General features: G+C 70.1%; 13 protein-coding genes. 5 read left to right on the forward strand and 8 right to left on the reverse strand.

Going from position 1 to position 13,862, the window contains the following annotated elements; all coding sequences use genetic code 11:
• Nucleotides 1–33: 33 nt before the first annotated feature.
• Genes ACYVO6_RS35905 through deoC form a run of 3 tightly spaced genes read right to left on the reverse strand, consistent with a single transcriptional unit; the run spans nucleotide 34 to nucleotide 3,324 of the window.
• The gene (locus ACYVO6_RS35905; protein WP_461068711.1) at nucleotides 34–930 is read right to left on the reverse strand and encodes an aldehyde dehydrogenase family protein; all 897 of its coding nucleotides are present in this window, start codon (nucleotides 928–930) and stop codon (nucleotides 34–36) included.
• Nucleotides 923–2,359: an aldehyde dehydrogenase family protein gene (locus ACYVO6_RS35910; protein WP_461068713.1), complete on the reverse strand. Its 1,437-nt coding sequence runs from the start codon at nucleotides 2,357–2,359 to the stop codon at nucleotides 923–925. Before ACYVO6_RS35910 ends, ACYVO6_RS35905 begins: the two co-directional genes overlap by 8 nt.
• 5 nt (nucleotides 2,360–2,364) lie before the next feature.
• Nucleotides 2,365–3,324: a deoxyribose-phosphate aldolase gene (gene deoC / locus ACYVO6_RS35915; RefSeq protein WP_461068796.1), complete on the reverse strand. Its 960-nt coding sequence runs from the start codon at nucleotides 3,322–3,324 to the stop codon at nucleotides 2,365–2,367.
• Nucleotides 3,325–3,493: 169 nt separating this feature from the next.
• Here deoC and ACYVO6_RS35920 point away from each other — a divergent pair, with 169 nt between their 5' ends.
• Both ACYVO6_RS35920 and ACYVO6_RS35925 read left to right on the forward strand, forming a co-directional pair.
• Nucleotides 3,494–4,267, forward strand: coding sequence for a PH domain-containing protein (locus ACYVO6_RS35920; RefSeq protein ID WP_461068715.1), 774 nt, complete (start codon nucleotides 3,494–3,496; stop codon nucleotides 4,265–4,267).
• Between the two features lie 270 nt (nucleotides 4,268–4,537).
• Nucleotides 4,538–6,190 carry a hypothetical protein gene (locus ACYVO6_RS35925; protein WP_461068717.1) on the forward strand — a complete coding sequence of 551 codons (1,653 nt, stop codon included), beginning with the start codon at nucleotides 4,538–4,540 and terminating at the stop codon, nucleotides 6,188–6,190.
• 461 nt (nucleotides 6,191–6,651) lie between these two features.
• On the opposite strand, the gene ACYVO6_RS35930 is transcribed toward ACYVO6_RS35925, so the two are convergent.
• The gene (locus ACYVO6_RS35930; protein ID WP_461068719.1) at nucleotides 6,652–6,870 is read right to left on the reverse strand and encodes a hypothetical protein; all 219 of its coding nucleotides are present in this window, start codon (nucleotides 6,868–6,870) and stop codon (nucleotides 6,652–6,654) included.
• A gap of 58 nt (nucleotides 6,871–6,928) precedes the next feature.
• Between ACYVO6_RS35930 and ACYVO6_RS35935 the strand changes: the two genes are divergently transcribed.
• Together ACYVO6_RS35935 and ACYVO6_RS35940 are read left to right on the forward strand one after the other, a co-directional pair.
• A complete protein-coding gene (locus tag ACYVO6_RS35935) occupies nucleotides 6,929–7,315 on the forward strand; it encodes a hypothetical protein (RefSeq protein WP_461068721.1) in 387 nt (128 codons plus the stop codon).
• A gap of 103 nt (nucleotides 7,316–7,418) precedes the next feature.
• Nucleotides 7,419–9,083 (forward strand): IS1182 family transposase, encoded by a 1,665-nt coding sequence (locus ACYVO6_RS35940; RefSeq protein ID WP_461068723.1) that lies wholly within the window; start codon nucleotides 7,419–7,421, stop codon nucleotides 9,081–9,083.
• Between the two features lie 66 nt (nucleotides 9,084–9,149).
• Here the strand turns inward: ACYVO6_RS35940 and ACYVO6_RS35945 are convergent, their stop codons facing one another.
• The 4 genes from ACYVO6_RS35945 to ACYVO6_RS35960 all read right to left on the reverse strand — a co-directional run bounded on the left by ACYVO6_RS35945 (nucleotide 9,150) and on the right by ACYVO6_RS35960 (nucleotide 13,211).
• Nucleotides 9,150–10,421, reverse strand: a complete 1,272-nt coding sequence (locus ACYVO6_RS35945; RefSeq protein ID WP_461068725.1) for an ABC transporter permease — start codon at nucleotides 10,419–10,421, stop codon at nucleotides 9,150–9,152.
• The gene (locus ACYVO6_RS35950) at nucleotides 10,418–11,104 is read right to left on the reverse strand and encodes an ABC transporter ATP-binding protein (RefSeq protein ID WP_461068727.1); all 687 of its coding nucleotides are present in this window, start codon (nucleotides 11,102–11,104) and stop codon (nucleotides 10,418–10,420) included. The genes ACYVO6_RS35945 and ACYVO6_RS35950 overlap by 4 nt, the downstream gene beginning before the upstream one ends.
• A 129-nt stretch (nucleotides 11,105–11,233) precedes the next feature.
• Nucleotides 11,234–12,715: an efflux RND transporter periplasmic adaptor subunit gene (locus ACYVO6_RS35955; RefSeq protein ID WP_461068729.1), complete on the reverse strand. Its 1,482-nt coding sequence runs from the start codon at nucleotides 12,713–12,715 to the stop codon at nucleotides 11,234–11,236.
• Nucleotides 12,716–12,722: 7 nt separating this feature from the next.
• Nucleotides 12,723–13,211 carry a hypothetical protein gene (locus tag ACYVO6_RS35960; protein ID WP_461068731.1) on the reverse strand — a complete coding sequence of 163 codons (489 nt, stop codon included), beginning with the start codon at nucleotides 13,209–13,211 and terminating at the stop codon, nucleotides 12,723–12,725.
• Nucleotides 13,212–13,416: 205 nt separating this feature from the next.
• Between ACYVO6_RS35960 and ACYVO6_RS35965 the strand changes: the two genes are divergently transcribed.
• Nucleotides 13,417–13,821, forward strand: a complete 405-nt coding sequence (locus ACYVO6_RS35965; RefSeq protein ID WP_461068733.1) for a hypothetical protein — start codon at nucleotides 13,417–13,419, stop codon at nucleotides 13,819–13,821.
• Nucleotides 13,822–13,862 lie beyond the last annotated feature (41 nt).

Raw genomic sequence — 13,862 nt, forward strand, 5'->3', positions numbered from 1 at the left:
CGGTCCGTGACGCGCCCAGCGTGCCCAGTACGGCTAGTACGAGGAACCGGATGCGCCCAGCGATCCCGTCGGGTGCCAGACCGTCTTCGTCTCCAGGAAGGCCGTCAAGCGCTCGGCGCCGGGATTCGCGAAGTAATCCGCGTTATCCACAGGCTGTGGACGCAGAACCCGCTTGAGGTTGTCCGCCGCCGCGATCTCCAGCTCCTTCGCGAGTACGCCGTCCGCGCCGGCCAGATCGATCGCGTTGACGTCCTGGTGGGCCGCGAGGGGCGTCGCGATCTCCGCCGTACGGCCGGAGAGAACGTTGACCACGCCGCCGGGGAGGTCGGAGGTGGCCAGGACCTCGCCGAGGGAGAGGGCCGGGAGGGGGGACTTCTCGGACGCCACCACGATCGCGGTGTTGCCGGTCGCGATCACCGGGGCGACCACCGAGACCAGGCCCAGGAACGACGACTCCTGCGGCGCGAGTACTACCACGACGCCCGTCGGCTCCGGCGTCGACAGGTTGAAGAACGGGCCCGCCACCGGGTTGCCACCGCCCACCACCTGGGCGATCTTGTCGGTCCAGCCCGCGTACCAGACCCAGCGGTCGATCGCCGCGTCGACCTGGGCGGCAGCCTTGGACTTCGACAGGCCCTCCGCTTCCGCGACCTCGCGTACGAACTGCTCCTTGCGGCCCTCCAGCATCTCGGCGATGCGGTAAAGGATCTGGCCGCGGTTGTACGCCGTAGCGCCGGACCAGGGGCCGAACGCCTTGCGGGCGGCGACCACCGCGTCACGGGCGTCCTTACGGGACGCAAGGGGTGCGTTCGCCAGCCACTTGCCCTTGGAGTCCGTCACCTCGTACACCCGGCCGCTCTCGGAACGCGGGAACTTCCCGCCTACGTACAGCTTGTAGGTCTTGAAGACACTGAGCCTTGCGTCAGACATCGAGGTACGCCTCCAGGCCGTGACGACCGCCCTCGCGGCCGAAGCCCGACTCCTTGTAGCCGCCGAACGGCGAGGTCGGGTCGAACTTGTTGAACGTGTTGGACCAGACGACGCCCGCGCGGAGCTTGTTCGCGACGGCCAGGATCCGGGAGCCCTTCTCCGTCCAGATGCCCGCCGAGAGGCCGTACTGGCTGTTGTTGGCCTTGGCGACCGCCTCGTCCGGCGTGCGGAAGGACAGTACGGACAGGACCGGGCCGAAGATCTCGTCGCGGGCGATGGTGTGCGCCTGGGTGACGTTCGTGAAGAGCGTCGGGGCGAACCAGTAGCCGGAGGACGGCAGTTCGCAGGCCGGGGACCAGCGCTCGGCGCCCTCCGCCTCGCCCTGCTCGGTGAGCGCGGTGATACGGGCCAGCTGTTCGGCGGAGTTGATCGCGCCGATGTCGGTGTTCTTGTCGAGGGGATCGCCCAGGCGCAGGGTCGACAGGCGGCGCTTCAGGGAGTCCAGCAGCTCGTCCTGGATCGACTCCTGTACGAGGAGACGGGAGCCCGCGCAGCAGACCTGGCCCTGGTTGAAGAAGATGCCCGTGACGATGCCCTCGACGGCCTGGTCGATGGGGGCGTCGTCGAAGACGATGTTGGCGCCCTTGCCGCCGAGTTCGAGGGTGAGCTTCTTGCGGGTGCCCGCGACGGTGCGCGCGATCTCCTTGCCGACGGCTGTCGAGCCTGTGAACGCGACCTTGTTCACGTCCTCGTGCGCGACTAGGGCCGCGCCCGTGTCGCCGTATCCCGGAAGGATGTTGACGACGCCCTTGGGCAGGCCCGCCTGGCGGCAGATGTCCGCGAAGAACAGCGCCGAGAGGGGGGTCGTCTCGGCGGGCTTCAGGACCACCGTGTTGCCGGTCGCGAGGGCCGGGGCGATCTTCCACGCCAGCATGAGGAGGGGGAAGTTCCAGGGGATGACTTGGCCCGCGACGCCCAGGGGCTGCGGGTTCGCGCCGAAGCCGGCGTGGTCCAGCTTGTCCGCCCAGCCCGCGTAGTAGAAGAAGTGCGCGGCGACCAGGGGGAGGTCGGTGTCGCGTGTCTCCTTGATGGGCTTTCCGTTGTCCAGCGTCTCCAGGACGGCCAGTTCACGGCTGCGCTCCTGGATGATGCGGGCGATACGGAAGAGGTACTTGGCGCGCTCGGAGCCGGGCAGCGCGGACCACTTCTCGAAGGCTTTGCGGGCGGCCTTCACCGCACGGTCGACGTCCTCGGCGCCCGCCTGGGCGACCTCGGAGAGGACCTCTTCGGTGGAGGGCGAGATCGACTTGAAGACCTTGCCGTCCGCGGCCTCGGTGAACTCGCCGTCGATGAACAGGCCGTACGAGGGCGCGATGTCGACGACGGACCGGGACTCGGGGGCCGGCGCGTACTCGAATACGGAAGCCATGATGATCAATCCACCGTCACGTAGTCGGGGCCGGAGTAACGGCCGGTGGCCAGCTTCTGGCGCTGCATCAGCAGGTCGTTCAGGAGCGAGGACGCGCCGAAGCGGAACCAGTGGTTGTCCAGCCAGTCCTCACCCGCCGTCTCGTTCACCAGGACCAGGAACTTGATCGCGTCCTTGCTGGTGCGGATCCCGCCCGCGGGCTTCACCCCGACCTGTACCCCGGTCTGCGCGCGGAAGTCACGTACGGCCTCCAGCATGAGCAGGGTGTTCGCGGGCGTCGCGTTGACGGCGACCTTGCCGGTCGACGTCTTGATGAAGTCGGCACCCGCAAGCATGCCGAGCCAGGAGGCGCGCCGGATGTTGTCGTACGTCGACAGCTCGCCGGTCTCGAAGATGACCTTCAGGCGGGCGCTCGTCCCGCAGGTCTCCTTCACGGCGACGATCTCGTCGTACACCTTCATGTAGTTCCCCGCGAGGAAGGCACCGCGGTCGATGACCATGTCGACCTCGTCCGCCCCGGCCGAGACGGCGTCGCGTACGTCGGCCAGCTTGACGCCGAGCGCGGCGCGGCCGGCCGGGAAGGCGGTGGCGACGGACGCGACCTTCACGCCCGAGCCCGCGACGGCTTCCTTGGCGGTGGCCACCATGTCGGGGTAGACGCAGACGGCCGCCGTGGTGGGGGTCGTACGGTCCGTGGGGTCGGGGTGGACGGCCTTGGCGCCGAGCGCCCGGACCTTGCCGGGGGTGTCCGCGCCTTCCAGCGTCGTCAGGTCGACCATCGAGATGGCGAGGTCGATGGCGTACGCCTTCGCGGTCGTCTTGATGGAACGGGTGCCGAGCGAGGCGGCGCGCGCCTCCAGGCCGACCGCGTCGACGCCGGGCAGCCCGTGGAGGAAGCGGCGCAGCGTGCTGTCGGACGCGGTTACGTCGCCGAGTGCGTGTGCGGCTGGTGCTGTGGTGGGCATGGTCACGAGGGGAGCATATCTACGCGCGTAGCAGCTGTACAGCCCCATGGGCTTTCCGGCGCTCGTCGAGAGCTCGGCCTGGTGCCCGTCGAGAATTGAGCCCGGCGCTCATCGAGGGCTCGGGGACCGCGGATGAGCGTTGTCAGAGGCGTCGGGCAGAATCGGGAGCATGACGAACCCGGACCATCAGTCACCGCCACCGGACTCCTCGGGATCTTCGGACTCCCCGGAGACTCCGGGCACTTCGGGTTCTCCTGGTACCCCGGCTTCTCCTGGTACCCCGGATTCCCAGGGCTCTCCTGATTCCCCAGGCTCGTCGGAAGCGTCGCGGCCCTCGGGTCCGGAATACAAGGACCGGATCTATCGGTCGCCCGCAGGTATCGCGGGCGGTGTGCTGCTGCTCGCCATCGCGGGCTGGCTCGGTATCGACGCGCTGATCGTGGGGGAGGGCCGGACGCCGTGGCTGGCGCTCGCCGGGCTCGTCTTCTTCGTCCCGCTGGTCGTCGCCTTCACCCTGCGCCCGGCCGTCTTCGCGAACGAGGACCGGCTGCGCATCCGCAACCCTTTCCGCATCATCGTGCTGCCCTGGGGCACAGTCGAGACACTGCGCTCCGGCTACTCGAACGAGGTGCTCGACAAGTCCGGCACCAGGTACCAGCTGTGGGCGATACCCGTCTCGCTGCGCGCCCGCAAGAAGGCGGCGCGGCAGCAGGCCCGCGCGGACAAGGAGGGCGGCGCCGTCCGTCCGTCGCGGATGCCGGAGCCGACCGGGCCCGTGCGCGCCCATGCCGACCAGATCATGGACGAGCTGCGCGAGCTGGTGGCGGCGCGTGGGCCGGACAAGCGGGCGCAGGGCGAGCCGTCGGTGCGGTGGGCCTATGAGATCGTGGCGCCGGCGCTGGCCGGTGCGGTGCTGCTGGCCATTCTGCTCGCGATGGGGTGACCGCTCGGGCCACGAGGCGACTGGGGCCGATGGGGCTACGGTGACCTCGCGCGTCGGTCAGCGATCCCGATCCGTCGAGGCCGCGCGCTCAGGGGACCGAGGCGGTCCGCACACCCGGTCAGGCGCCGAGGATGCGGCCCGCATACCCGGGATCTTGAGGAGATGGGCGATTTCGGCCGTACGAGAGGGTGGTGGCTCCTTCGCCGTCCGGGTGTCCCGTCACCACCGGTTCAGGCGTCACCGGCGTAGCCACGCACCGAGGGAGTAGATGTGTCGTACGACGAGCCTCTGCGGCTGCCCGCCATGGCGATACCCGACGGCTGCCGGGACTGGACGGCCGGGCAGGCCGGGGTCTGGTCGGCGGCGCTGCCGCCGCGCTGGACGTTCCTGCGCGTACGCAGGTCGGTCGCGGCCGGAGCGACCACCTTCGCGCTGTGCGCGGGCGGCTGGGCCGTGCTGCTCGGCGGGATGTGGCCGTTCCTCGCGGCGGCCTTCGCGGTGTACGTCCTGTGGGTGCTCGCCCGCCCCGAGCTCGTCTGGGCCGGGGCTCCCGCGCTGCTCCTCGCGCTCGCGTTCCAGGCACCGTCGCAGCCGTGGGTGGTGACGGCACTCTTCGTGCTCGTCGTCGGGGCTGCCTGGGCGGTCGTCGCCGTACGCCTGCGGGCCCGGAGCGCGCAGTACGAGCGGGCGCTGGAGGCATCCGAGGGCATCACGGCGTGGCTGCCGGACGCGGAGGAACCGGTGCGGCGCGGCAGCTTCCTGCGCAACCTCGGCCTCGTGGTCCTCGCCCTCGGCGTGCTGACCGGTGCCACCTCGGGCCTCTGGGGCTCGGCCGCCGACCGCCGGGGCGCCTGGGCCGCCGCCTTCTTCGTGGCCGGCCTCGGCGCGACCGCCCTGGCCTCGGCCTGGTTCGGCCGGCACCGGGCCGTCGGACTGCGCCGGGAGCCCGCACCGGTACTGCGCGTCCTCGTGCGCGACGACGCGGAGGGCAGCACGGAGGTGTACGCGGCGGACGACGTCCGAGCCATCCGCCCCCTGTTCACGGTCGACCTGACCTCGTTCGACGACGATGAGGAGGACGAGGCGGATGACGAAGACGAGGGCGAGGACGACGAAGAGGAGCTCGAGCGGCTCCTGGAGGTCGTGGACGCCGACACCCCGGGCCCGGTCCGCGAAGCCGTCCTCTACGGCGTGCCCTTCGACGGCGCCGAGGTCCTCGTCCTCAGCGCCGACGTGGACCCGGCCCAGCCTCCGCTGATCGAGTGGTCGACGGGGCCCGTACGCCCGTTGTCGCTGAGCGCGGGCCGGCGGCGTATCGAGCGGGAGAAGGTCCGGGAGGCGCAGAGCCGCCAACTGGAGGAGCAGGCCAGGGAGTTGGCCGGGACCCGGACACCCGTGGCAGTGCGCCGCTGGCATGCCGGGTGGCTGGACCGGCTGGCGGCCGCGCTGCTGGTGGCCTGGGGCATCTGGCTCTGCTGGGCCTGGTTCACCGAATCCGGCACCGCCGTGTGGAAGCTGGCCCTCGTCGTCGTACTCGGCGTCTACGGCGCGGTCCGCGTCCCCGTGAAGCTGGCCTGGCGCATCACAGCCGACCGTACGGGCCTATGGGTCACCGGGCTGCGCGGACCTCAGCACGTCCCCTGGGAGGACCTCCGCTCCGTACGACGCCGACGCTTCGAGCTGAAGCTGCGCTGGCGCGGCGACAACTGGGCTGTCGCCGCCCCCCACTGGGGCTGGCTGGAGCGCACCCGCGGCCTGGTCCACCCGTACGACGCACTGGCCGCCGAGCTCAGCGCGATGCGTACAGATCCCGCGCTGCGGCCGACCGGGGAGAGCACGGCGCCCGAACGGGGGCGCCCGCTGTGGCCGCTGGCCGTGGTGCTGGCGCTGGGGTGGGTGGTTGCGGTGATGGTGCTGCGGTGAGCTGACACGCATGGCGTATCCGGCGAGGACGACAGCACCGGCCAACGAGACAATGAGCAGCGGGTTGACCCACGGGGGGACCAGCTCGACACGTGTGCCGTCGGGCCATGTGCAGGTGGTCGAGGGCGGGAAGGTTCGCGAGGCGACCGTGATGCCGGCCGCCTCGGGGTCCCGGAAGGACTGTGGGTCAAATGTCCCGGTGCGGCGCGTCTCACAGGCTCGTACGGGATCGGTTTCGAAACCGCTCATGCTTCCTGCGGTGAAGGCGAGTAGTGCCACACACAGGCACAGCAGGGCGCCTTCACCCCATTGCGCCGCCTTGGTGCGGGAGAAGGTGAGTCTCCGCGTCAGCAGAAGGTGATCGCCTTGCCGCCGAGGAACAGGGCTGCGGGGATGGACAGGAAGATGGCTGTTACGAAAACGGCGTGCTCCGTTGCGAGTTCTTCGTTACGAAATCTTCGTTATGAGGTCTTTGACTGCAGAGCGGCCAGGCGCCGCTTGAACAGGGTGTTCTCCTGGCCCACCTTCTCCAGGAGGATGTCGGCGAAGCCCTGGCAGAACTCCGTCAACTTATCGGCCGGCAGCATCGAAGGCAGGAGCTTGGCTCCGCCGTCGACGACGCGCTCAATCAGATAGATGCGGCCTGCGCTGATCGGTGGGTCGTCTTCCGCGGTGAGCATGTTGCGGATGATGTCGACGGCGTCGGTGCCGTTACCCTTGAACCGGTTGGTGTAGTAGTTGCGGAATCGGCGGGAGATCTACGCCCACCTCGCCGTCCACGCCGGCATCCGCGCGCTGATGCACCGCACCGCCACCCGCAGCGACCCACCCCTCGATCCCGACCGGCTGTCCTTCACCGCCGCCCTGCGCGCCGTCCACCGCAGCCTCACCCCCAGGGCCTTTCCCCCTGAGGATCCGCCCGCCGCCCGGGCACGGCTGGAGGCCGAGCTGCTGGAGGAACTCAACCCGCCGCGTCGGCTACGCACGGTCATCCGACAGGTCAAGCGCAAGATCTCACGCTTTCTCGCCTGGAACCCCGAGCGCCCACGGCCGCCGCAGCCCCGCAAACGACCCCTCGACGCCGTCTCCTTGGTCTACCTGTCCGCACCAGCCCCAGACACCTAAAGTCAACGGCATGACTCTGTTGGTGATGTTGTAGGTGCTGACGGCGGGGCTCGGTGGTGCTTCGCTGGAGGGGCCGGGTGAGATGTGGATCGGGGCGAGTGTGATGTCTCTACGGCCCAAGAGCTACCAGCGCATACCACCGAGGACCGCGCGCACGGCGCGGGCGGCGTGTCCGAAAGAAACGCCTGCGATGCTGGTGCGGGACCGGCTGGAGGTGCTGTTCGAGGACGAGGAGTTCGCGGATTTGTATCCGGCGGACGGCCGGCCGGGGCTGTCACCGGGGCAACTGGCGCTGGTGTCGGTGCTGCAGTTCGCCGAGAACCTCTCCGACCGCGCGGCGGCGGACGCGGTCCGCACCCGGATCGACTGGAAGTATGCGCTGGGCCTGGAGCTGGAGGACCCGGGGTTCGACTACTCGGTGCTCAGCGAGTTCCGGGCCCGGCTCGCCGAAGGCGACCGGGCCGACCAGCTGCTGCGGGTGATGCTCGACCGGCTGGTCACGGCCGGGCTGCTCACGGGGCGAGGCAGGCAGCGCACCGATGCCACCCATGTGCTGGCCACGGTACGGCGGTTGAGCCGACTGGAACTGGCGGGTGAGACCGTGCGGGCCGCGCTGGAGGAGCTCGCCGAGGCCGGCCCGGACTGGCTGGCACCCTTGATCGAACCGGAGTGGGCCAAACGCTACGGCCGGAAGGTGGAGATCGCACGGGTGCCCGGCGGGAAGGCGGCCGTGGTGGCACGGGCCGAGGAGTTCGGCCGGGACGGCCGAAAGCTCCTCACCGCCGCCTGGGCGGCCGACGCCCCGCCCCGCCTGCGGATGCTGCCGCAGGTGGAGGTCCTGCGACAGGTCTGGCTCCACCACTACTACTGGGACCCGCAGGGAGAGTTGCGCTGGCGGGAGGGGACCGCGCTGCCGCCCGCCTCGCTGCGGTTCGACTCGCCCCACGACCCCGATGCGCACTACTGCGTCAAACGGGACACCTCCTGGAGCGGCTACCGGGCCCACCTCACCGAGACGTGTGACCAGGACGCACCGCATCTGGTGGTGCATGTGGCCACCACCATCGCCCCCGTGCAGGACGGGCAGGTGACCGAGCAGATCCACGACGACCTCGCCGCCCGCGGCCTGGCCCCGGCCGAGCACGTGGTGGACACCGCCTACCTCTCGCCCGCCCATATCGAACGGGCGCGCAGGGTGCACGGCATCACCCTGCTCGGGCCGATCGTCCCCGACCACAGCCACCAGGCCCGGGCCGAGAAGGGCTTCGACAAATCCGCGTTCACCATCGACTGGGACAACCGGCAGGCCACCTGCCCCCAAGGCGCCGTCAGCCGGGAATGGAGACCGCTACGGATCAGCGGACACGACTATATCCAGGTCAAGTTCGCCAAGGCGGACTGCCTGGCCTGCCCGGTCCGCGCCCAGTGCACCGACTCCGCCGTCCGGCCACGGGCACTCGCACTCCTGCCCCGGCCCCTGCATGAGATCCAGACGCACAACCGGCTTGAGCAGGCCACCGAGGAATGGCAGCAGCGGTACGCGATCCGCGCCGGTATCGAAGCCACCCTCTCGCAGAACATCCGCACCTGCGGCCTGCGCAGAACCCGCTACCGAGGACTCGCCCGCACCCATGTCCAGCATGTCCTGACCGCCATGGCCTGCAACCTCCACCGCCTCGCCGACTGGTTCGACAGTGCCCCAAGGAAGCGCCGCCGGGAAGGATGCTTCCACGCTCTGTGCACGACCATGTTCCCCGCACCAGCCTGACAAGATCACCAACAGAGTCACGGCATTGCGCCTGACTTCGAAGACCCGCGTATCCACGGCTGGGCCTCAGCGGCGAAGGGCCTCCGCGGGCTCGACCCGCGATGCGCGCCAGGCCGGGTACAGACCGGCGAGTACGCCGGTGAGCAGACCGATCCCCGGAGCCGCCGCGGCCGTCGCCGGATGGACGACGGCGGTCCAGTCGCGGGCCAGTGCCACGCAGACCACCGTGATCACGCCGAGAGAGCTGCCGACCAGCCCCCCGAGTCCCCCCAACACGGCCGACTCGGCGAGGAACTGGGCGGTGATGTGCCTGCTCCGTGCGCCGAGCGCGCGGCGCAGACCGATCTCGCCGGTCCGCTCCAGAACCGCGACCAGGGTGGTGTTGGCAATGCCGACCGCACCGATGACCAGGCAGACCGCCGCCAGCAGCAGGAACAGCTGATTGAGGTCGCTGCCCACACTCGACCGGAGAGTGCGGGGGTCCGCCGGGGGTACGGCCTTCAGATACTCGGGGTGGTCGGGTCGCAGTGCCGTCGGGGCGAGCCGGGCTATCTGCTGGGCCGCGCCCAGTTCCGTGGAGACCAGCATCGCGGCCGACCCGTCGCCGGGCTCTCCCCAGATCTTCCGCGCCGTCGTGTGCGGAACGACCACCGACGCCAGCAGGTCGGCCTTGCGCCTGGTGTCCGTGATGATGCCCGTGACCGTGAGCGGCTGGTCGCCGATGAAGACCGCGGGCCGGGTCTCCAGTGTGGTGATCCCGAGCCGCTCGGCCACTCCGGAGCCGATGACGGCCACGAAGTCGGCGTTCTTGGACATGCGGTCGTCATAGATACGCCCCTGGGCGACGGTGGGTCCGGCCGCCTCCAGTACTCCCGGGGACGCGGCCACCACTTCCGTCGGCTCGCCCTGCGCCGCGCTCCCCACCGGTGCGGAGCGCACGACGGTGTCGCTGTCGAGGCGCACCGGCCAGTACACCCCGGCACTGCGGACGCCGTTCAGCCGCTCGACACGTCTCTCGGCGTCGTCGGGAAAGGCGTACCCGGCGTACTGGTCCTGCTCCGCGGCGACGTCCTCGATGGTGACCTCGGTCGCCGTGAGGCTGTTGAAGCGGGCGTCGATCTGCGAAGAGGTCGTCGCGGTCAGGCCGAGGATCGCCACGAAGGTTCCGACGCCGAGCACCGTGCCGAGCGCGGTCAGCGTGGAACGGGCGGGCCGTTGCAGCATGCCGGCGAGCGCTTCGGAGAACAGATCGCGGGTGGAGAAGACCGAGGGCGGCACGGGACGCCCGGCCCGGCGGGTGCGCGTACGGGTACGGAGGCGGAGCAGGCGTCGGGTCACCCGGTCGCCACCGTGTTCGCCCCGACTTCACTGAGCACTCCGTCGCGGATCGACACCGTACGGGCTCCCCTCGCCGCCACCTCCGGATCGTGCGTGATGACCAGGACGGTCATGCCGTCCGCGTGCAGTTGTTCCAGAAGCCGAAGTACGGCTTGGGCGTTGGCGGTGTCGAGGTTTCCGGTCGGTTCGTCGCACAGCAGCAGCGACGGGCGGCCGACCAGGGCGCGGGCTATGGCGACCCGCTGCCGTTCCCCGCCCGACAGCCGGGTGGGCAACGACCCGATGCGGTGACCGAGTCCGACCCGCTCCAGCGCCTCGGCCGCCCGGTCCCGGCGCTCCCGGCGCGGCACGCCCGTATAGACCATGGCCATCGTGACGTTCTCCAGCGCGCTGCGGTGCGGCAGCAGATGGAAGGACTGGAAGACGAACCCGATCCGCCGCCCACGCAGCGCGGTGCGGTCCGCGTCCTTGAGCGTGCCGGTGTCCAGGCCGTCCAGAAGGTACGTGCCCGTCGTGGCCGCGTCCAGCAGCCCGGCGATGTTCAGGAACGTCGACTTGCCCGAGCCTGAGGGACCGACAACGGCCACGAACTCGCCCCGCCGAACGGTCAGATCGCACGGCCGCAAAGCCTCAACGGGCGGCGGCCCCGGGTAGGTCAGCCCGACCTGCCGGAATGCGATCACGGGGGGGCGCGTCGGGGGCGGGTGCCGACACCGGGCCGGGTATCGACGCGGACGCCGGACCGGGTATCGGCACCGGGTCGGATGCCCGCGCCGAGCCGGACGCCGACGCCGGGCCGGGCTCGCGTGCGGTCATCCGGCGTCTCCAGTGTCCCGAGCGTTGCCGGTGTCCCGAGTGGTCGTGGAGACTCCGGTGACCACGCGGTCCCCGGCGGCCAGAGCGCCGTTCTGCATGGGCTCCACGGCCACGAATCCGTCACCGGTCGTGCCTGGCCGGACCTCGACCCGGTGGCGCTCGCCGGACTCTTCGAGCACCGTGACGACGGTCCTGCCGTCGGCGCCCGAGGTGATGGCTGTGATGGGCACGACGAGGGCCTTGCCGTCCGTGGAGGCGGCCTCGATGGTCAGCCGGACGTCCTGGCCGGTCAGCTGGGCGTCGAGCGTCTTGTCCGGGGTAACGCGCACCAGGTAGCCGGACTCCCCGGCAGTCGCCGCGTCCTCGCCCTCGCCGCGCTCGCCGCTGCCACCCTCTCCGGCGGTGGTCATCGTGTCGGCGACCGAGGTGACCTTCGCGGTGGCCGAGATCCCGCTGAGTTCCGAGAGGATGGTCACCTTCTGGCCGGGACGCAGCAGCCCCTTCTGGTACTCCGGGACATACGCCCGTACGACGAGCCTTCCCGACGAGACGCTCATCACGGTCCCGGAGACTTCGCCGCCCACGGCGCCGGACACCGAGTCCACCCGGGCCGGGAAGCTCTCCAGGAAAAGGGCCTCCCCGGCCGGGAGCATCGGACCGGACTCGGCCTGCGCCTCGGCGTGCACGCTGCGCGCGTCGGCCAGGTCCTCCTCCGCGCGCTCCACGGCCTTCCGCAGATCACCGGTCTCGCCGCTCTCGCCGTTCGTACCGTCGCCTGACGCGGCCGAGCCGAGCGCGTCCCGCGCGTCCTCCAGCGCGCGTTCGGCGGCCTTCACGGCGTCGGCGGCGGCCTTGAGCGTCTCACCGTCGTCGTCCACGGCGGGCAGCGGGTCGTAGCCGATGAACGCGTAGAAGGATTCGAGGGCGGACTTGGTGCCCGCCCCGAACGTGCCCTCGGTGTCGGAGCCGGTGCCGTGCCCCAGGTCGCCGAGGGCCTTCTGCAACTGCGCCACGTCGTCGCCGGTGGCACCCGGCCGCAGATCCCGGTATACAGGGAGTTTGCCGCGCAGTACGAACACCGGGCGGCCGGAGACCTCCATCAGCACCTGCCCGTTCTTCACCGTCTCCCCGGCCTCGACCGAGATTTTGGTGATGACGGCGCCCACCGTGCCCTCGTCCCCACCCGACACCTGCGGCGAGACCGCCACGGACTGGCCGGCGATCACCTCGCCGCGGGTGATCACGGAGGAGATCAGTCTCCGGTTCTCGACGACGGCCGTCAGCACGTTCTCGGCGGGCGGCCGGGCCTCCGCCGCCGCCTGCGCCGGTGACTTGATCACGGAGGAGGCGGCCACGCCCGCCGAGGCGAGCAGCGCCGCGCCGACCGCGACCACGACGACCCAGCGCCGACGCCGGTCGAGGCCGCGGTCGGAGAGATCGTGGCGGTCGTCCGCATTCGGTGGAGCGAGTTCCTGCACCGCCGTCTCAGCCGCCTTCGATGGTCGTTCCGTCGCTGTTGGTGTTTCCGGCGAGGCACTTCTGCACCGCCGCGAGTGCTTCGGGGTCGGACTTGAGCCGTTCGCCGAGCGAGTCGGAGAGGGCGATGTCCGCCGTGCCGGGATCGGGATCCGGGTAGTCCTCGACGCCGTTGGCGCGCATGCACTTCGACTCCTCGCGCGCCTGGGCCAGGATCTCCGCGGGCGGCGACGACTGGTCGCCGGGGATGAGGTGCGCACACCGCTTCGTGCCCGAGTCCAGAGCCTCCGGGGAGTTGGCGGTCTTGTCGGGGACTTCGATTCCCTCGGTGGTCTTCTCCATGACCAGGCCCTGATCGGCGAGGCAGTCCGAGTACGCGTCCTGCGCCGCCTTGGCGGCCGACCCGGACGAGATGTCCTCGGAGCCCGCCGTACAGCCGGTGGCCACGGCGCACAAGGACAGTGCGACGGCGGCCGCGGCCATACGCGTTCGGATCACCAGGCCACCTCGGCTACGAAACTCATCAAAAACCACCATTCCGCACATGCTAGGGCGTTACTTCTGGGATTCATACTGGCAGTTGCGCCAGTAGACACCACCTTTTGATCATGTTGGAGTTCCAGGGCACACAGAGTCGATCGCATTCGCGATCAAAGCAACAGAACCGATCAGAAGCAACAGATCAGATGGGGGATGAGTTCTCATGCGAGCACACCGCAGAAACCTCCAGCGCCTGGCGGCGCTGGGCCTGTCCAGCGCCGCCCTCGCCGTCGGCGCCCTCGCCACCGCTGGCACGGCCTCCGCCGCCGCGACCGACGGCACCGTCAACTCCGGTGAGATGGGCTTCTACTACTACTACGGCTCCAGCGGTCTGGTCTTCGACCTGGAGTACTCGGACCGGGACTTCGGCAACGACAAGTACCCGACCAACAGCAGCCTCAGCCCTGACAACAACACCCTGTCGTACCGCAACAGGGACAACTGGACCTGGTACGTCTACACCGGTACCTACGGGTTCGGGACCCAAGGGTCCATCCCGGAGGGGCACGTCGGCAACGCGTCCTCCAACTTCCAGAACACCATCTCCTCGGCCTACTGGTACGCCTGAGCCGACCGGCGCCCACCGGGCGCCCGACGAGAAACCCGTGA

The organism is Streptomyces pseudoechinosporeus (genome assembly GCF_054783935.1).